17 protein-coding genes are annotated in these 18,936 nt (G+C 64.3%); 9 read left to right on the top strand and 8 right to left on the bottom strand.

Annotation, left to right across the window (positions count from 1 at the left end; translation table 11 throughout):
* Positions 1-4: 4 nt before the first annotated feature.
* Positions 5-1,162, bottom strand: coding sequence for a GNAT family N-acetyltransferase (locus ACE1EY_RS06850; RefSeq protein ID WP_370299767.1), 1,158 nt, complete (start codon positions 1,160-1,162; stop codon positions 5-7).
* The gene (locus ACE1EY_RS06845) at positions 1,163-1,492 is read right to left on the bottom strand and encodes a hypothetical protein (protein ID WP_291514310.1); all 330 of its coding nucleotides are present in this window, start codon (positions 1,490-1,492) and stop codon (positions 1,163-1,165) included.
* Positions 1,493-1,649: 157 nt separating this feature from the next.
* Between ACE1EY_RS06845 and ACE1EY_RS06840 the strand changes: the two genes are divergently transcribed.
* The 6 genes from ACE1EY_RS06840 to serS are packed head-to-tail and all read left to right on the top strand — an operon-like array spanning position 1,650 to position 7,941.
* The gene (locus ACE1EY_RS06840; protein ID WP_370299766.1) at positions 1,650-3,962 is read left to right on the top strand and encodes a DNA translocase FtsK; all 2,313 of its coding nucleotides are present in this window, start codon (positions 1,650-1,652) and stop codon (positions 3,960-3,962) included.
* A 1-nt stretch (position 3,963) separates the two neighbouring features.
* Positions 3,964-4,593 (top strand): outer membrane lipoprotein chaperone LolA, encoded by a 630-nt coding sequence (lolA, locus tag ACE1EY_RS06835; protein ID WP_291514312.1) that lies wholly within the window; start codon positions 3,964-3,966, stop codon positions 4,591-4,593.
* Positions 4,590-4,967: a VanZ family protein gene (locus ACE1EY_RS06830; RefSeq protein WP_370299765.1), complete on the top strand. Its 378-nt coding sequence runs from the start codon at positions 4,590-4,592 to the stop codon at positions 4,965-4,967. The genes lolA and ACE1EY_RS06830 overlap by 4 nt, the downstream gene beginning before the upstream one ends.
* A 13-nt stretch (positions 4,968-4,980) precedes the next feature.
* The gene (locus tag ACE1EY_RS06825; RefSeq protein ID WP_291514314.1) at positions 4,981-6,243 is read left to right on the top strand and encodes a replication-associated recombination protein A; all 1,263 of its coding nucleotides are present in this window, start codon (positions 4,981-4,983) and stop codon (positions 6,241-6,243) included.
* Positions 6,240-6,629 (top strand): fluoride efflux transporter CrcB, encoded by a 390-nt coding sequence (gene crcB / locus ACE1EY_RS06820; RefSeq protein ID WP_291514315.1) that lies wholly within the window; start codon positions 6,240-6,242, stop codon positions 6,627-6,629. Before ACE1EY_RS06825 ends, crcB begins: the two co-directional genes overlap by 4 nt.
* A gap of 31 nt (positions 6,630-6,660) precedes the next feature.
* Complete coding sequence (serS, locus tag ACE1EY_RS06815; protein ID WP_291514316.1) at positions 6,661-7,941, top strand: serine--tRNA ligase; 1,281 nt, start codon at positions 6,661-6,663, stop codon at positions 7,939-7,941.
* A 22-nt stretch (positions 7,942-7,963) separates the two neighbouring features.
* On the opposite strand, the gene ACE1EY_RS06810 is transcribed toward serS, so the two are convergent.
* From ACE1EY_RS06810 to cysB, 3 genes are all read right to left on the bottom strand, one after another.
* Entirely contained in the window at positions 7,964-8,440 is a 477-nt protein-coding gene (locus ACE1EY_RS06810; protein WP_370299764.1) for a DUF934 domain-containing protein, read from the bottom strand.
* Positions 8,437-10,083: a nitrite/sulfite reductase gene (locus ACE1EY_RS06805; protein WP_370299763.1), complete on the bottom strand. Its 1,647-nt coding sequence runs from the start codon at positions 10,081-10,083 to the stop codon at positions 8,437-8,439. Before ACE1EY_RS06805 ends, ACE1EY_RS06810 begins: the two co-directional genes overlap by 4 nt.
* Positions 10,084-10,159: 76 nt before the next feature.
* Positions 10,160-11,140 (bottom strand): HTH-type transcriptional regulator CysB, encoded by a 981-nt coding sequence (gene cysB, locus ACE1EY_RS06800; RefSeq protein WP_291514319.1) that lies wholly within the window; start codon positions 11,138-11,140, stop codon positions 10,160-10,162.
* Positions 11,141-11,245: 105 nt separating this feature from the next.
* Between cysB and cysG the strand changes: the two genes are divergently transcribed.
* The gene (gene cysG, locus ACE1EY_RS06795; RefSeq protein WP_291514320.1) at positions 11,246-12,640 is read left to right on the top strand and encodes a siroheme synthase CysG; all 1,395 of its coding nucleotides are present in this window, start codon (positions 11,246-11,248) and stop codon (positions 12,638-12,640) included.
* Positions 12,637-13,482 (top strand): DNA/RNA non-specific endonuclease, encoded by an 846-nt coding sequence (locus tag ACE1EY_RS06790; protein WP_291514321.1) that lies wholly within the window; start codon positions 12,637-12,639, stop codon positions 13,480-13,482. Before cysG ends, ACE1EY_RS06790 begins: the two co-directional genes overlap by 4 nt.
* Here the strand turns inward: ACE1EY_RS06790 and dxs are convergent.
* The 3 genes from dxs to ACE1EY_RS06775 all read right to left on the bottom strand — a co-directional run bounded on the left by dxs (position 13,479) and on the right by ACE1EY_RS06775 (position 16,576).
* Positions 13,479-15,365 (bottom strand): 1-deoxy-D-xylulose-5-phosphate synthase, encoded by a 1,887-nt coding sequence (dxs, locus tag ACE1EY_RS06785; protein WP_370299762.1) that lies wholly within the window; start codon positions 15,363-15,365, stop codon positions 13,479-13,481. The genes ACE1EY_RS06790 and dxs overlap by 4 nt on opposite strands.
* A gap of 63 nt (positions 15,366-15,428) precedes the next feature.
* Positions 15,429-16,328: a polyprenyl synthetase family protein gene (locus ACE1EY_RS06780; protein ID WP_370299761.1), complete on the bottom strand. Its 900-nt coding sequence runs from the start codon at positions 16,326-16,328 to the stop codon at positions 15,429-15,431.
* Complete coding sequence (locus tag ACE1EY_RS06775; protein WP_370299760.1) at positions 16,325-16,576, bottom strand: exodeoxyribonuclease VII small subunit; 252 nt, start codon at positions 16,574-16,576, stop codon at positions 16,325-16,327. Before ACE1EY_RS06775 ends, ACE1EY_RS06780 begins: the two co-directional genes overlap by 4 nt.
* A 432-nt stretch (positions 16,577-17,008) precedes the next feature.
* Here ACE1EY_RS06775 and parE point away from each other — a divergent pair, with 432 nt between their 5' ends.
* A complete protein-coding gene (gene parE, locus ACE1EY_RS06770) occupies positions 17,009-18,907 on the top strand; it encodes a DNA topoisomerase IV subunit B (protein ID WP_370299759.1) in 1,899 nt (632 codons plus the stop codon).
* Positions 18,908-18,936 lie beyond the last annotated feature (29 nt).

The following is an 18,936-nucleotide window of genomic DNA, read 5'->3' as shown; positions in this document are numbered from 1 at the left end:
TCCGTCAGACCTTACGGAACGCGCTATGTTCTTGGGCAGATTGCGCCCAGTCCGATACCGCCCGGCGCTCTTCGGACAAGAAGACATCCACGGCCCGTCGCAGACCGGGGTGGGCGATGTGATGTAAAGACCGCGTCACGGCAGGCTCGAATCCACGCATGCGCTTCTGCTCACCTTGCACTCCAGCATCATAACGGGCCAGTCCATGGCGGATGCAGTAGTCAATGCCTTGATAGTAACAAGTCTCGAAGTGCAAACCGTCCACGTCCACCGCGGTCCCCCAATGCCGCCCGAACAAGGTGTCGTCGCCGACAATCGCGATTGCCACGGCTAGCAGCCGCTGGTCCAGATGCGCCTCGATTAACAGCACGCGACCCGGCGCCAAGGCGGCGTAAGTAGGGAAGAACTCAGGCGTCAGGTAGGGCGACTGACCACGGACATGATAGGTCCGTGCATACAGTGCGTAGACGGTCTGCCAATGCGCGGCGTCCAGCCCATCGGCGGGCCGGCAAAGGAACTGGATGCCCTGCTCGGCGAGGCGGCGGCGCTCCCGGCGAATTTCCTTGCGGCGCTTCGCGCTGAGTTGCGTCAGGAAGCCGTCGAAGTCTGGATAGCGGTTGTTGGACCAGACATATCGGAGGTCTCGTCGCTCCATCCAGTCTGCGGAGCACGGCGCGTCCTGGTCCGTGGCAGGAAACAGCAGATGCGCCGAGGAGGCCGCGCCCGCCGCGCACTGCGCCTCAAACGCCTGCCGGACCAGCTGGGCTGCGCCGGGATCGCCTGCGATTCGAGGCCCTGGAACCGGCGTAAAAGGCACGCAGCAGACCAGCTTCGGATAATAGGCGTGACCGGCACGCTCCAGGGCATCTGCCCAGGCCCAGTCGAATACGAACTCGCCACGCGAGTGAGTCTTCAGATACGCCGGTGCTGCGGCCACCAACCTGCCGTCGGCATCATGCGCCAGCAGATGACGCGGTCGCCAGCCGGTGTGCTCGCCGACGCAACCGGTGATTTCCAGCGCATGAAGAAAAGCGTGCGACACGCACGGATTGTGGCCTGCGTCGAATAGCCGGTCCCAGACGTCGGCATCAACGCTCGCGATGGACTCAACCGACTCAATCTGGGGGGCATAGGCCGTGACGGTGGAATCCTCCGCGCTCACTCAGTGCAGAGTGTAGGGTTCCTGGAACTCCTTGTGCAGCGCAAGCTGAATGCAGGTGTCGTGGGCAAACCGCATCCGGTTGTCCGAGGATTCCGGCGTTGAAGCTTCCTCGAAATGGCCTTGCTGGTCGAAATGAACGATGGCGCCCGCGGTGCGCACGTGCAGTTCATTGCCCTTGGGTTCGTCATCGACCCAGACCTGCACGTAGTGAATCTCCGCGCCCGCAAATTCCGGCAGGGCGCTGTCACCGGCCGCGACACGCGCTGCGCGTTCTGCGTCGTACTCGCGTATCTCGCCTTCGGTTGTTAACAGATAGTGTTTGATGGACATGCTCTCAATTGCTCAATGTCTACGCGCCAATATGAGGCTGTCCGCCGGTCAATCAAGCGGTGTCAAACCCCGGTCATCGTCTGAGACGCTGCTTGAGCCACTGATATACTGCAGCCTACGCGCCTAGGGCGCAGCAACGACCGATCCCGCGCTGTTCATGTCGAAATCGAAAACGCACGCCGTGGCCGAGGGGCCAACGCGGTTGGAGCGCAGCTTGCGCGAAGCCGTGCTGCTGACGTCTGCCGCGGTGACGATCTATCTGCTGCTCGCCCTGTTCAGTTACGACACCACGGACCCCGGCTGGTCATCGACCGGTGTTGGCGGATCCGTGTCCAATCTGGGTGGCGTGGTCGGCGCCTGGGTCGCCGATGTGGTGCTAAGTCTTTTCGGTTACGTGGGGTTTGTGCTGCCCTGGCTGATTTTCGCGGGTGGGGTGATCCATTATCGGTCTTCTACCGGCGGTCGCCGGCTCGTCGACAGCGTGACGGCGCGGATCGTCGCGTCCGTGTTCTTGTTGCTGGGCGCCTGTGGGCTCGCCGCGGCGCATGATCTGGGTGATCCAGCCGCCTTGCCTCAGGGCAGCGGCGGCATGCTGGGTGCGGTGATGGCCACCGAACTGGGCAAGGTGCTGGGCACGGTCGGGTCCACCCTGATGTTCCTGACGATTCTGGTTGCGGCAGCGCCGCTGTCGCTGGCGTTTTCCTGGCTGGCGATCATGGACGCGATCGGCGGCGGCTTGCTAGGGCTGGTGCAGCGACTTCGCTCGCGCATGGCCGAACGCGCGGCGCGGCGGGCCGAGGACAAAAAGAAGACCAAGCCGGCTGTCACTGCGCCCAAACCGCCGCCAGTTCTGCCGCCGGCGGAGCCGCCCAAGAGCAAGCGCAAGGCCAAGAAGAAAACGGCGCCGGCGGTGGAACCGGCCAATCAGTTGCCCCTGCCAATGGATGCGGATGCCTCTGGTGCTGCAGTGCCGACGTTTGAAGGCAACCCCTTGCCATCGTCGGAAATGCTGGACCCGCCACGTGCGTCCACGCATGCCTACACCACCGAAGAGCTGGATCAGATGTCGCGCGAAGTCGAAACGCGGCTCGCAGAGTTCGGCGTGACAGTGGAGGTGGTGGCGGCCACACCGGGGCCCGTGATCACACGCTTCGAATTGGAGCCAGCGCCGGGGGTCAAGGTCAGCCAGGTCAGCAACCTGTCCAAGGATCTGGCGCGGGCGCTGTCCGCGGTTGCCGTGCGTGTGGTCGAGGTTATCCCGGGCAAGTCGGTGATCGGGCTGGAGATACCCAACCAGCACCGCGAACTGGTCGCGCTGCGCGGAATTCTCGAGAACGCGAGTTATGGGCGCTCCGAGTCGCCATTGACCATGGCGCTGGGCAAGGACATTGGTGGCCAGGCCGTGGTCGCGAACCTCGGCAAGATGCCGCACCTGCTAGTGGCTGGCACGACGGGCTCGGGCAAGTCCGTCGCCGTCAATGTGATGATCCTGTCCATGCTGTACAAGGCCACGGCCCGCGATGTGCGGCTGATCATGATCGACCCCAAGATGCTGGAACTGTCGGTGTACGACGGCATTCCGCATCTGCTGGCGCCCGTGGTCACCGACATGAAGGAGGCCGCCAACGCGTTACGCTGGTGCGTTGCGGAGATGGAGCGGCGCTACAAGCTCATGGCAGCCATGGGCGTGCGCAATATCGCCGGCCTGAACCGCAAGATTGCGGATGCGGAGCAGGCGGGGGAGCCGATTATCGATCCACTGTCCGATCCGGAGGAAGAGGAGCGGCCAACGCTGGAGCACATGCCGTACATCGTGGTCATCGTCGACGAACTCGCCGACATGATGATGGTCGTAGGCAAGAAGGTGGAGGAACTCATCGCCCGGCTCGCGCAGAAGGCGCGTGCATCCGGCATCCATCTGATTCTTGCGACGCAGAGGCCCTCGGTGGACGTGATTACCGGCTTGATCAAGGCGAACATCCCCACACGCATCGCTTTTCAGGTGTCTTCCCGGATCGATTCCAGAACGATTCTGGATCAGCAGGGCGCTGAAAGCCTGCTTGGGCATGGCGACATGCTCTACCTGCCGCCTGGTACCGGCGTGCCGACGCGTGTCCACGGCGCGTTTGTTGATGACCACGAGGTGCACAAGGTCGTCGCCTATCTCAAGCAGGTGGGCGCGCCGGTGTTCGAGGATGGCATTCTCGACGGCAGCGCTGGCGACGCCGCGCTGCCGGGCGAGGCCGGTGCTGCGGGTGGCGACGACGAATCGGACCCGCTTTACGACGACGCCGTGAAAATTGTCACCGAGAGCCGCAAGGCATCGATCTCCTGGGTGCAACGGCGCCTGAAGATTGGCTACAACCGCGCCGCCCGCATCGTTGAGCAAATGGAGGCGTCCGGCGTTGTCGGGCCCGTATCGGGTGGCGGCGCTCGCGAAGTGATTGCACCGCCACCACCAGAGGTCTGAGATGTTTCAAAACCCGATGTGCCGCCGGCTGCTGTCTGGCGTGGTGCTGCTACTCGGCGGATTCCAGGGCGCGGCCCATGCAGCCGCCGACGAACTGGCGGATGCGCTGACCGCGACAAGCACGCTTGCCGGCGTATTCGAGCAGACCTTGATGGACAGCGAGGGTTTGGTGCTGGAAGCCTCGCGCGGACAGTTCTCCCTGCGCCGCCCCGGCGCTTTTCGCTGGGATTACGATCAACCCTACGTGCAGAAGGTGATCAGCGACGGTGACACGATCTGGCACTACGACAAGGATCTCGCCCAGGTCACCGTCCGGCCCGTGGGGCAGACACTGAGCGCGACGCCTGCCGCGTTGTTGTCCGGCGCGGCAGATCTGGAGGACACGTTTTCGGTGGAAGAGCAGGGCAACGGTCGCTTCTTGCTCCGGCCGCGCAACGCCGAGGCGGAATTCGAATCGGCGACCGTGCAGCTGGAGGGAGGCACGATCCGTGTGCTCGAGATTCAGGATGCACTGGGCCAGCAGACCCGAATCGAGTTCTTCGATGTCTCGCGGAACGTGCAGTTCAAAGACGGCTGGTTCCGTTTTGATCCCCCGGCCGGGGTGGATGTCGTCGGCGAATCTGGCGCGTGAGACCAGCGCGGGGGCTGCTTTGGATCGTGTTGCGGTCGGTCGGTTGGCTGCTGCTGCTGATCGTGGGGGTGCTGTCCCTGGTCAACCTGACCGAATCACCGGCCGGCGATTTCTTCTGGGACAAGGCCAATCACGCCATCGCCTATGCGGCCATCGCAGGTTGGTGGGCCGCCTTGCTCCCGGGCCGCCGATGGCGGGCGGCCGCGATGGCGCTGGGGTTCGGTCTCTCCATGGAATTCGCGCAAGCGGTGCTGCCCTACCGCGCCTTCGAACTGGCGGATATGGTCGCCAACGGCGTCGGCGTGGTGCTTGGCCTGCTGGTTTCGCTGCTGATCTTGCCGCGAGGTTTCACGGGCATGCGCCGCGCCGCATGAGGCTGTTGTCGCCATGAGCGGCGACCGCCGCCCCCTGCCGGAACGCATGCGGCCAGCGGTGTTGGACGATGTGGTCGGGCAGGACCATCTGGTCGGACCCGACGGCACGCTGCGCAACGCGCTGGCTGCCGGGCATCTGCGTTCATTGGTGTTCTGGGGGCCACCGGGTACCGGAAAGACCACGCTGGCACGTCTCGTCGCCGGCGCGGCCGGGCTGCCGTTTCACGGTCTGTCCGCTGTGACCGCCGGCTTGAAAGATTTGCGTGCTGCCTTTGCCGACGCCAGTCCCGACTCGCCGGTCGTTATCTTTCTTGATGAGATTCATCGCTTCAACAAGGCGCAGCAGGATGCCCTGCTACCGGTTGTCGAGGCCGGCTCGGTCGTGCTGATTGGCGCCACGACGGAGAATCCATCCTTCGAGATCAACCGCGCCTTGCTGTCGCGTGTTCAGATCTACGTGGTCAAGGCGCTGGAAGCGGACTCCATATTGAAATTGCTCCGGCGCGCGGTCGACCGCAGTTTTCCGGATCTGTCGCTCAGTGAGGTCGCCAGCGAACGCCTGGTGGCCTTGGCCGACGGCGATGCGCGGCGTGCCCTGCAGCTGTTGGAGGCCGCCTGCGCTTCCGCCGCGGCGGAGTCCGCGGATGTGATCGAACTCGGACACGTCGAGTCCAGCCTGGGCACCGCGATGCGCGCCTTCGACCGGGGCGGGGACCTGTTCTACGAACAGATCTCCGCGCTGCATAAATCGGTTCGTGGTTCCGATCCGGACGCCGCGATCTACTGGTTCGCCCGTATGCTGGATGGCGGTTGCGATCCGTTGTATATCGGCCGGAGGCTTGTCCGCATGGCTTCGGAAGACTTGGGGAATGCCGATCCGCGAGCGCTCACCATTGCCATTGATGCCTGTAGCGCCTTCGAGCGGCTAGGGTCGCCCGAGGGCGATCTGGCGCTGGCGCAAGCCGTGTTGTACCTGGCGAGCGCGCCGAAGAGCAACGCTGCCTACACCGCATTCAAGTCGGCGATGGACGAGGTGCGGCAAAGCGGTTCGCTGGAGGTTCCCATGCATTTGCGGAACGCCCCCACCGGCATGATGAAGTCGATGGGCTTCGGCGCCGGGTACCGCTACGACCACGATGAAGCAGGTGCCCACGCCGCAGGGCAGACCTTTTTGCCAGACGGCATTCGGCGCCGCCGCTTTTACGAGCCCAGAGACTCCGGACTGGAGACGAAAATCGCCGAGCGTCTGGCGCGGCTACGCGGGGGCGCGCGGTGAACTGGTTGTGGGTGGCATTGGGCGGCGGGCTCGGGGCATCGCTGCGCTACGGACTGGCCGTCTGGACGTCCGGACTGACCCGATGGCCGTTGGGGACCTTGAGCGCCAACGTGCTCGGCAGTTGTCTGCTGGGGGCCTTCATGGCGTGGTGGCTGCCACGCTCTGCCCTGGTGGGCGAGCCATTGCGGCTGTTCGTGGCGATCGGCTTGCTGGGCGGGTTCACCACCTTTTCGACGTTCTCCTACGACACGCTGGCGCTGGCCTCCGCGGGGCGGCCCTGGACGGCCCTGGCGAACGTGCTGCTCAATCTGCTGGGCAGCCTGGCCGGTGTCTGGCTGGGCTGGATGATCGGGCGCTACTGGGCGGGCGGGCCGGGGCCCGTATAATCCGCCGCCTCTTTTCGCTGGAATCAGACACATGCTCGACCCGAAACAGCTTCGGCAGGACACCAAGGCCATCGCGCAGCAGCTCGCGCGGCGTGGATTCGTCATGGACGTCGAGGAGTTCGAGCGGCTGGAATCCGAGCGCAAGCAGTTGCAGGTGCGCACCGAGGAGTTGCAGGCCGAGCGGAATCGGCGATCGAAGTCGATCGGCCAGGCCAAGGCGCGTGGTGAAGATATCGAGCCGCTCAAGGCCGAGGTCGCTCGCATCGGCGACGAGATGCGCGCGGTGGCGGCGGAGCTGGAGGCCACGCGGGCAAGCCTGGAAGCAACCGCGCTAGGCCTACCCAACCTGCCGGACGCCAGCGTACCGGCAGGGGCGGACGAAACCGACAACCAGGAGTTGCGACGCTGGGGCGAGCCCCAGGGGTTCGATTTTCCGGTCAAGGATCATGTCGAGCTGGGCGAGGGACTGGGCGGCATGGATTTCGATGCCGCAGCCAAGATGTCGGGTGCCCGGTTCGTGGCGCTCAGAGGCCCGCTGGCGCGGCTGCACCGCGCGCTGGCGCAGATGATGCTGGACCTGCACGTCGATCGGCATGGCTACACCGAGATGGCCGTGCCGTTTCTGGTTCAGCCACAATGCCTCGAAGGCACCGGGCAGTTGCCGAAGTTTGCCGATGACCTGTTCCGGATCAACGATGATCGCGGTCTCCATCTGATCCCGACGGCAGAGGTGCCGCTGACGAATCTCGTGCGCGAGCAGATTCTGGATGCCGACGCCTTGCCGCTGAAATTCGCAGCGCACACGCCGTGCTTCCGGGCGGAAGCCGGCGCGCACGGGCGTGACACCCGGGGGATGATTCGCCAGCATCAGTTCGAAAAGGTCGAGCTGGTGCAAATTGTTCGGCCGGAGGCCTCAGAGCAGGCGCTGGAAGCACTCACCGGGCATGCCGAAGCGGTTTTGCAAGCACTGGAATTGCCTTACCGCGTCGTTGCGCTCTGCGGCGGTGATCTCGGCTTTTCGGCGGCGAAGACCTACGATCTCGAAGTCTGGGTGCCCAGCCAGGACACCTACCGCGAAATCAGCTCCTGCTCGAACACGGGGGACTTCCAGGCCCGTCGCATGCAGGCGCGTTATCGCGCAGCCCAGGGTGAAAAGCCGGAACTGGTCCATACGCTGAACGGGTCCGGCGTGGCGGTGGGGCGTGCGCTAGTGGCGGTGCTGGAGAACGGGCAGCAGGCCGATGGCTCGATACGGCTGCCAGCGGCTCTCGCGGCCTATTTCGGCGCCGACACGATTCCAGTACCGGATTGACAAGGCGGCGTACTGCGGAGAATCAGGCCCGTCTTCGACGGTACACCGGCAGCTCGTGGCGGCTGGTCGCCTGATAGGCCGCGGTGAAATCGTTAAAGCCCTGTGCCAATCGGTCGGCCGCCTCGGCGTCCGCCAGTGCAAAGGCGTTGAACCCGCAGCGCTTCAGGTAATGGGCCTGGTCCTGCAACAGCTCGCCGCCGGCGACCAGCGTGCCCTGGTATCCCAGCTGTTCACTGAGTACACGGGCCTGGGAATAGGCGCGGCCATCGGTGAATGCCGGAAAGTCGAGCAGGATGAAGGCGAACCGCTGCGGGTCGCAGTCCAGCGTCTCCACATTCACGTCGTTTGCCAGCGTCAGACCCGTCGGGCTTTCAGCTTCGGCAAGCGCTGGATGATCCAGCCCCACAGCCTCCCAGGCTGCGCCGGTGGGTGCTTCGTCGGCGTCCAGAACACGGAGGTTGATCGACTCACGCGAGCCATCGGTGCGCAGCAGGATCATCCGTAGACAGCCTCGCGGAACGGGGCGATGCCCAGACGGTTGACGGTATCGACGAACAGTTCCTCGCCTTCGCGCAACTCGGCATAGCGGTCGACGATCTTGCGCACGGCCGGGGCGATGTCGTGCTTAGATACCGAGGCACCCAGACGCTGGCCCAGGGTGGCGTCTTCGGCAGCCGATCCGCCGAGCATGATCTGGTACCACTCCTCGCCCTTCTTATCCACGCCCAGGATGCCGATGTGCCCGACGCTGTGGTGGCCGCAGCCGTTCATGCAGCCAGACATCTTGAGCTTGATTTCGCCGAGGTCGTACTGCTCGTCCAGGTCGGCGAATAGATCGTTGATCTCGCGGGCGACGCCGATGGAACCGGCGTTCGCCAAGCTGCAGAAATCCAGACCGGGGCAGGCGATCATGTCCGAGATCGTCCCGTGGTTCGCCGTGGCGAGCCCGAGTTCATCCAGCGCGGACCAGACATTGAACAGCGCCGCATGCGGCACATCCGGCAGGATCAGGTTCTGCTCGTGTGTGGTACGGACCTCGCCGAAACCGTATTCGTCGGCCAGATCAGCCACGCGCTCCATCTGTTCGGCTGTGCAGTCGCCAGGCGCCTCGTTCGGATCTTTAAGCGAGACCGTGACGATGCGGTAACCGGCCTGCTTGTGCGCGATGACGTTGTGCTTGAGCCAGCGACCGAAGGCCGGATTTTGCGCCGCCTGTGTGTCGATCTCGGCACTGTCCTCGGTCGCCGCATACGCGGGCGGCTCGAAGTAGGCCTGCATTTGCTGGATGTCATCCACGCCCAGCTCTAGCGAGCCGGTGCGGATCTTGGCCCATTCGGCCTCGACCCAGTCCGTGAAGCGCTCGGCGCCGGACTCGCGAACCAGTATCTTGATGCGCGCCTTGTATTTGTTGTCACGGCGACCCAGGCGGTTGTACACGCGCAGAATCGCTTCCAGATAGGACAGCAGGTCGGTCGGCGCGAGAAAATCGCGGATCTTGACGCCGATCACCGGCGTGCGGCCCAGGCCACCACCCACGTACACGGCAAATCCGCGCTCGCCGTGATCGTTCTCGATCAGGTGCAGGCCGATGTCGTGCACGCGAATGGCGGCGCGGTCGGTCTTGCTGGCCGTAACCGCAATCTTGAACGTGCGCGGCAGGTAGGCGAATTCGGGGTGCAAGGACGACCACTGGCGAATGATTTCGCAGTAGGCGCGGGGGTCTTCCAGTTCGTCACTGGCCACGCCGGCGTATTGATCCGACGTCGTGTTGCGGATGCAGTTGCCGCTCGTCTGGATGGCGTGCATTTCGACGCTGGCCAAGTCTTCCAGAATGTCTGGCACCGATTCCAGCTTGGGCCAGTTGTACTGGATGTTCTGCCGGGTCGTGAAATGCCCATAGCCACGGTCATAGGTCCGGGCGATATGCGCCAGCATGCGGACCTGCGTCGTCGACAGCACGCCATACGGAATCGCGACCCGCAGCATCGGCGCAAACCGCTGGATGTACAGGCCGTTCTGCAGTCGCAGCGGGCGATACTGGTCTTCGGTCAGCTCGCCGCGCAAAAAGCGCTGGGTCTGGTCACGAAATTGACGGACGCGTTCGTCGACAATCGTCTGGTCGATGGCGTCATATTGATACATCTGGACGTCCGCTCAGCGAAAACGGGCGGCGAGCATAGCAATACGCCGCCGTGGCGCAAGCGTTGGAAACGGAATGTTATAAGGCCGGAACCTCTCCGACATGCTGGGCGACGAATTCGCGTCGTGCGGCGGGCTCGCGAATCTCGACGGCCTGTTCGATCAGCTCGCGGCTCAGGTGCGGCGCGAAGACCTCGATGAAACGGAACATGAAGTCGCGCAGGAACTGGTTGCGGCGGAAACCGATATGCGTGGTGCTCCGGCTGAACAAATGACCGGCATCGATGGACACCAGATCGGAATCTTCCTCTGCGTCATAGGCCATGTTGGCAATAATGCCGACCCCGAAACCCAGCCGCACGTAGGTCTTGATCACGTCAGCGTCGACCGCCGTGAGCACGACGTTCGGCAACAAGCCTTGAGATTTGAATGCCTGATCCAGTTGCGAGCGCCCGGTAAACCCGAAGGTGTAGGTCACCAGGGGGTAGCGGGCGAGGTCCTTCAGTGACGGCTTGCTCACCGAGGCCAGCGGATGGCCAGGCCGCAGCAGCAGGGCGCGGTTCCAGTGATAGCAGGGGAGCATCACGAGTTCATCAAAATGGTGCATGGCTTCGGTAGCGATGGCGAAATCGGCTTCGCCTTCGGCTGCCATGCGCGCGATCTGCGGGGGTGAACCCTGATGCAGGTTCAGCGTCACGTTCGGATATTCGGTCTTGAATTTTGTCACCGCCGGCGGCAGCGCGTAGCGCGCCTGCGTGTGTGTGGTGGCAAGGCTTAGCGTGCCGCGGTCACCGTCGGAGTAGTCCTTGGCCACGCGCTGGATGTTGTCCACGTCCTGCAGGACGCGATCCACGATGGAGACGATCTGCTCGCCGGCGGGTGTCAGCCGCGTCAGGTGCTTGCCGCTGCGCTCGAACAGCGGCACGCCCAGCTCGTCTTCCAGCAGGCGCAGCTGCTTGCTGATGCCGGGTTGCGAGGTGAACAGGGCATCCGCGGCCGCCGTGATGCTTAGTTCGTGGCGCACGATTTCATGGACAAAATGCAGCTGCCGCAACTTCATGTGGTCACCGGGAACAAACCGTGCGGGAACCTTACGTTAGACTTTCTGGCCGGTCTATCAGGGTGCAGTCGGGCGCCCGGACCACCACGGCGCAGGGGTACATCGGTGCGGTATTTTCCGGTCTTTCTCGACATGACAGCGGCCGACGTGCTGATCGTCGGCGGCGGCGTGATCGCCGAGCGAAAATGGCGGTTGCTTGCGCGCACACCGGCCAGAATCACGGTGGTGTCACCTGCGCTGACGCCCGCTCTGGAAGAGGCCGCGCAGGCCGGATCCATCACCTGGTCCGGCCGCGAGTTCGAGCCGGGCGACGTGGCGGCGCAGCGCCTGGTCATCGCGGCCACGGCAGATGCCGGGGTGAATGCCGCGGTGTCCAGGGCGGCCCAGGCCCGCAATATTCCTGTGAACGTGGTGGACGATCGGGCGCAATGCACCGCAATCACCCCCGCCATTGTCGAACGCGGTGAGATCTTGGTCGCGATCAGCTCCCAAGGTGTAATGCCGGTGCTGGCTCGGCGTATCCGCGAGCGGATCGAGCAGGTGCTTCCGGCCCGGATGGGCGGTTTCATCGAGATTGCATCGGGTTTTCGCGATCGTGTGCGCGAGCGGCTGGACGCAGATCGGGTGCGCGGATTCTGGGAGGGGCTGGTTGACAGCCTCTGGCGGGAGGGCTTTGCCGAATCCGATGAATTGATCGGCCAGCGGATCGAACGTGCCTTGGCGCAGGCCGGTGAGCCACGCAAAGCGCCGGCGGGCCGCGTGAGCCTGGTCGGTGGCGGTCCCGGCGACCCCGAACTGCTGACCTTGCGCGCGCTACGCCGCTTGCAAGATGCCGATGTGGTGCTGTTCGACCGCTTGGTCAATCAGGACCTGGTCGATCTGGCACGGCGAGACGCCGAGCGCATCCACGTGGGCAAGCGCCGGGATCGGCATACCGTGCCGCAATCGCAGATCAATGCGCTGATGATCGACTACGCCCGTGCGGGCAAGCAGGTGGTCCGTCTCAAGGGTGGCGATCCCTTCATATTTGGTCGCGGAGGCGAAGAGCTTGCCGATGTCGTGGCGGCCGGTCTCAACGTGGAGGTCGTGCCCGGCATCACCGCAGCGTCGGGTTGCGCCGCGTATGCCGGAATACCGCTGACGCATCGCGATCACGCCCAGTCCTGCATGTTCGTGACCGGCCACCGCAAGGCCAACGGTGAGTTGGACCTGCCCTGGCAGGCGATGGCAGCACCGCAGCAGACACTGGTCGTTTACATGGGCCTGGCAACGCTTGCTGACGTATGCGGGCAGCTGGTGGCTCACGGACTGCGGCCGACGCATCCTTGCGCAATGATCGAGTCGGGCACGTTACGGGCGCAGCGGGTCGTCTCCGGGACCCTGCGAACGCTTCCGGAGCGGGTGCTCACGGCCCAACTCAAGGGGCCGGCGCTGTTGATTGTCGGCACGGTGGTCACTCTCCGGCCGGACCTGGCCTGGTTCGACACGGCCGCTGCATGACGCGCACCAGGCGCCGAATCGGGACCCTCGCCGGTGGTCTTGCGGTCGCGCTGTGGCTGGTCGCCGCGCTGCTACTTCCGCCCTGGGGCGCCGATGCTGCGCTACCCGGTGGATTGCCGGTCGCGGCGGAGACTGGTGGCCGGTACACATGGGTTCGGGTTCTGGAGTCGCCCGGTTTCCTGACCGGATATTCGGAAATCCGCGCAGCGCCGATTTGGGTCGCCTACCGAAGCGGGCATATCACCGACCCCGCCGGCCCGCCCAGGCCGGACCGGTTCAACCGGGATTGGCGAGTCTTCAGACAGCCGGCGCCAGACGCGCTGCGGGGCACTGCCTACGGGCGTGGGCATCTGGCTCCGAATTACGCGATCTCCCGCCTGTACGGGCGGGATGCGCAGCTGGCCACGTTCCGGATGAGCAATATCGTTGCCCAACGTCACGCCATGAACCGCGGGGTCTGGCAGCGGATCGAGGAGCTGGAAACCGATCAGTGGGCCGCCGAGACGGAGACCTTGTGGGTGGTCACCGGTCCCGTGTTCGACGCTCAGCGCGAGTGGGTTGGCGACCAGGTGGAAGTGCCGGATGCGTTATATCGCGTGCTGCTGGCTCGTGATGACGACGGCGGCTTGCGGGCGCTGGCCTTCGTCGTTCCACAGCAGGCGGCTACGGATGCTGATCTGCGGAATTTCGTGGAGACGATTGACGCGGTCGAGCAGGCGACCGGGCTCGATTTATTCGCCGGGCTGCCCGACGCGGTGGAAATCACGCTGGAACGTGAAGAACCGACGGACGCCTGGAGGCTGGACCAGTTGGCGACGCGGCCTGGTCGCTACGCGAACTAGCCCGCGCTGCCGGCCGAACTGACGCCGTCCAGGTCGCGTGCTCGCAGCCGGCGCTGGATGGCGCGCTGAATCCCGGTGGCATCCAGACCCAGATCGGCCAGCACCTCTTCGCGACCGCCATGTTCGACGAACGTATCCGGTAGCCCGAGGTTGAGCGCCGGCACGGCCAGGTGACGCGCCATCAACACCTCGTTGACGGCACTGCCAGCACCGCCAGCCACGACGTTGTCCTCGACGGTGACGAGTAGGTCTGCTTCATCGGCCATGCGCAAGACCATATCGACATCGATCGGTTTGACGAAGCGCATGTCGACGACCGCGGCGTCCAGCAGTTCCGCTGCGGCGAGTGCGGGTTCCACCATGATTCCGAAGGCCAGGATGGCCACACGGGGGCGGCGTCGGCCCAGAGCCGAGCGCACAATCCGTGCGCGACCGATCTCAAGGGGCTGCGCGATCTCGTCGAGCTCCGCGCCCGGCCCGCTACCACGCGGATAGCGCACGGCGCTCGGGCCGTCGTGCCGAATGCCGGTGGCGAGCATGCGTTGGCATTCGTTTTCGTCGCTAGGCGCCATCACCACCATGTTCGGCACGCAGCGCAGATAGCTGAGGTCGAAGGCGCCGTTGTGCGTGGCGCCATCGGCACCGACGATGCCGCCACGGTCAATGGCAAACATGACCGGCAGGTTCTGTATGGCGACGTCATGAACCAGCTGGTCGTAACCGCGCTGCAGAAACGTCGAGTAGATCGCGACGACCGGATGCAGGCCTTCGGTCGCCAGTCCGGCGCCCAGCGTGACCGCATGCTGCTCGGCGATTGCGACATCGAAGTAGCGATCCGGGAAGCGGTTGGCGAATTCGACCAGGCCCGAGCCTTCACGCATGGCGGGGGTGATCGCGACCAGCTTCGGATCGGCTTCGGCTGCCTGACATAGCCAGCGGCCGAATACCTTGGTGAAGGTCGGCCGTGACGCTCCGCCTTTCGGCATTTCGCCCGTCACCGGATCAAATCCACTCACTCCGTGGTAGGCGATGGGGTCGCATTCGGCCGGGTCAAAACCCTTGCCCTTGACGGTCGCAACGTGAAGAAGCCGTGGACCGCGCGTGGTCAGCGCCTGTCGCAAGGCGGGTAACAGCGTGTCGAGATCGTGGCCGTCGACCGGCCCGAGGTATTGCACACCCAGCGATTCAAACAGATCGCCATCGTCTGGTGACAACTCGCTCTCCGGCGCCATGGCACGGCGATAGGCATCGGGTGTGCGGGCCGCGTCGGGATGCCGCGCGAAGACGCGGGCGCAGTGGTCACGCAGGGCGCCGACATTCTGCGAAATCGACATGTCGTTGTCGTTGTAGATCACCAGCACGTCACTGCCGGCACTGCCGAGGTGGTTCAGCGCCTCGAAGGCCATGCCGGCCGTCATGCCGCCGTCCCCGATGACGCAGGCCACACGTTGTTCACCGTGGCGACCGAGCAAACGAATGCCTTCGGCCATACCGACAGCCGCGGAGATGGCGGTACTGGAGTGACCGGTTCCGAAGGTGTCGTACTCGCTTTCGTCCCGTGACGGAAACGGCGCCAGTCCATCTTTCTTGCGGATGGTCTCCAATCGGGAGCGACGGCCCGTTAGCACCTTGTGAGGGTAGGCCTGGTGGCCCACATCCCAGACCAGGCGGTCATCGGGCGTATCGAGCAGATAGTGCAGCGCGATGGTCAGTTCCACCGTCCCGAGGTTAGCGGCGAAGTGACCGCCGACCCGGCCCAGCGTTTCGATCAGAAAGCGGCGCAGGTCAACGGCAAGCGCCGGGAGTTGATCCTCGCGAAGGGCGCGAAGGTCTTCGGGCGAGTGGACGCGACCGAGCAGAGAATAACCAGACGCGTCAGACATGACACGGAATTACCAAGCGGAGGGATCGCACCATTATGGAGCGGTGGCGTATGGGCTTCAAACTCATTTCTCCCGCGTGATCACGTGCTGTGCCAAGGCCCTGAGATCATCGGCGTTTTCGGCGAACAAAGTCAGGCTGTCCAGGGCGGACTCCACCAGCTCGGATGCGCGCTTGCGCGAGGCGTCCAGTCCCATCATCGCCGGGTAGGTCGGTTTGTCACGCGCCCGATCGGCGCCGGCGGTCTTGCCCAGGACGGCCGAGTCGCCGACTTCGTCGAGCACATCGTCGTGGATTTGAAACGCCAGACCGATGCATTGCCCATAGGTTTCCAGCACCGAGGCTGCGGCAGCGTCAGGGGGGGACAGCAACGCGGTCGGCAGCAGTACGGCGGCCTCGATGAGCTGGCCGGTTTTCAGTCGATGCATGGTGTCGATAACGCGCAGCTCGGGTGCTTGTCCGACCTGGTCCAGGTCCATCGCCTGGCCGCCCACCATGCCGCGGGACCCGGCTGCAAGGCTTAGGCGACGGATCATATGAAGACGCTGTACGGCTGTGGCCTGCATGGCTTCGTCATGCGCCAGCACCTCGAATGCCAAGGGCTGCAGCGCGTCACCGGCGAGAACGGCCGTAGCCTCATCGAATGCCTTGTGGACGGTGGGCCGACCGCGCCGCAGGTCGTCATCGTCCATGGCCGGCAGGTCGTCGTGAATCAGCGAATAGGCATGAATCAATTCCAGCGCAGCCGCGGGCCCGTCGAGGCGTTGCTCTGCGATGCCCAGCGCCTTGCCTGCGGCGTAGACCAGTTGCGGGCGCAGCCGCTTGCCGCCACCCAGTACCGCATAGCGCATGGCTTGGTGCAGTCGCTGAGGCGAGGTTTCCGCCGCGGGCAGCCAGCCCTGCGCGGCCAGTTCGACCCGGCGCGCCCGTTGTTCCAGCGTTCGCCGGAAGCCCTCTGAATTCACAAGCCGGGCTCGTCGTCCGGTAGGGCTGTCTCTTCGCCGTCTTCGGTGAGCTGACGAATGCGTAGCTCGGCGCCGCGCACCGCCTCCTGACAGGCCTTGACGAGGGTGACGCCGCGCTCGAAGCGTTGCAGCGACTGCTCAAGGCTCAGCTCTCCCGATTCCATGGCTGTCACAATGCCTTCCAGTTCCGCGACTGCGGATTCGAAATCGGACAGCGAGAGTTTCTGGGTTTTGTTGGACTGCGGCATCGGCGTGGCGGCGATTTTCGGGGGCGCAAGTGTAATGGATTCACATGCGCCGAGTCGGCGGCGGCAGGCGTCGCAATCCGTCAGAATGGGTCGCTGCTTGATTGCACGACGGGCGTCGATTAGGTTGCCTGCACGCGGTGTTTCGCCGCTCGTGAAGGAAACACTGATTGCTTCGTACCACCAAGCCGGAGACGGTTTTCGCGCAAGCGAAGGCGGTAGTGAGTGCGATTGGGTCATTCCAAATGAGCGAACGACACGAATGCGTACGGAACGGATTCGGACCGGCCATCGGCGGTTTCAATTCGCGCTTGGCGAATGGGTGTTCGTCGCTTATTTGGAATGACCAAACTTCACTTCTCGCGCCTTGCTTGGCCTCATTTCGGGCAGCAACTTGGCGGTACGAATCAATCAGTGTTTCCTTAAAAGCCAATCATGACAAGTAGTTACGACGCGGCCTCCATCGAGGTGCTCAGCGGCCTGGAGCCTGTCCGGAAGCGCCCGGGCATGTTCACCGATACGCAACGACCCAATCATCTGGCGCAGGAGGTCATCGACAACAGTGTCGATGAAGCCCTGGCCGGCCACGCCACCGAAATCCAGGTCACCGTGTTTGACGACGGTTCCTTGCAGGTCGAGGACGACGGCCGCGGCATGCCGGTTGATCTCCATCCGGAGCATGGGGTGCCGGGCGTTGAGCTCATCCTCACGCGGCTGCATGCCGGCGGGAAGTTTTCCAGCAAGAACTATCAGTTTTCCGGCGGGCTCCACGGGGTCGGGGTGTCGGTGGTCAATGCGCTGTCCACCCGCCTGGAGGTGGACATCAAGCGCGACGGACAGCGCTGGATGTCGGTGTACGCCGCCGGGGCATTGGTCGGACCGCTGGAGGCGGTCGAGGCGGTGGGCAAGCGCAACACCGGCACACGCTTACGCTTTTGGCCGGATGTCACCTTTTTCGACTCGCCGAAGTTTTCCATTCCTCGTTTGCGCCACGTGTTGCGGGCCAAGGCCGTGCTATGTCCCGGCCTGCGAGTCGTCTTCCACTACCCGGGTGTCGAGGAGCCGGAGGTCTGGTGCTACGCAGACGGTCTTGCGGAGTACCTGGATGAATCGGTGGGGGTGGCCGATCGCATTCCACAACAGGCCTTTGTCGGCCATTTCGCCAGCGAGCGAGAGGGCGTGGACTGGGCCGTGGCCTGGGTGGTCGACGAAGACAGCGAGTCTTCCGTGGTCACCGAAAGCTATGTGAATCTGGTGCCGACCCCACAGGGTGGGACCCATGTAAACGGCCTGCGCACCGGGCTCACCGAAGCGATGCGCGAGTTCTGCGAGTTTCGTAATCTGCTGCCGCGCGGCCTGCGCATCACGCCGGATGACGTCTGGAATGGCTGCGCGTACGTGATCTCGGTGAAGATGCAGGATCCGCAGTTCGCCGGACAGACCAAGGAGCGCCTGAGTTCGCGCGAATGCGCCGCCTTTGTTTCCGGCGTGGTCAAGGACGCCTTCAGCCTGTGGCTGAACCAGCATCATCAGGACGGCGAAGCGCTGGCCCAGTGGATTATCTCCACGGCCCAGCGTCGGGCGCGGGCCGCCAAGAAAGTGGTGCGCAAGAGGGTGGTCTCCGGCCCCGCGCTGCCCGGCAAGCTGGCCGACTGCGTGATCGACGATCCCGCACAGACCGAGCTGTTTCTGGTGGAGGGGGATTCGGCTGGTGGCTCAGCCAAGCAGGCCCGAGACCGGACGACACAGGCGATCATGCCGCTGCGCGGCAAGATCATGAACACCTGGGAGGTCGACACCGGCGAGATCCTCGGGTCGCAGGAAATTCATGATATTTCGGTGGCCATCGGGATCTCGCCCGGTCAGGCCGACCTGGTCGGCCTGCGCTACGGCAAGGTGTGCATTCTCGCCGACGCCGATTCGGATGGCCTGCATATCGCCACGCTGCTTTGCGCCTTGTTCCTGAAGCACTTCCGTCCTTTGGTGGAGCAGGGCCATGTCTACGTGGCGATGCCGCCGCTGTTCCGTGTCGATATCGGCAAGCAGGTGGAATACGCGCTGGACGACGCAGAGCGCGACGGCATCCTGGACCGCATTGATGCGGAGGGCATCAAGGGCAAGGTGTCGGTGACGCGATTCAAGGGCCTGGGCGAGATGAACCCGCCGCAGCTGCGCGAGACCACCATGGCACCGGATACCCGCAGGTTGGTTCAACTGCGTGTCGAGGCCACCGACGCCGATGCGCTGTTCGACATGCTGCTGGCCAAGAAACGGGCGTCTGATCGCCGCGTCTGGCTGGAAGCCGAGGGTGATCGCGCCGAGCCAGTCGGCTGAGCCCATATTTTTTCCCACCGTTCTGACGG

Source organism: Abyssibacter sp. (assembly GCF_964229365.1).
Taxonomy (GTDB): Bacteria; Pseudomonadota; Gammaproteobacteria; order Nevskiales; family OUC007; genus Abyssibacter.
This window is presented reverse-complemented; position numbering and strand designations above follow the sequence as displayed.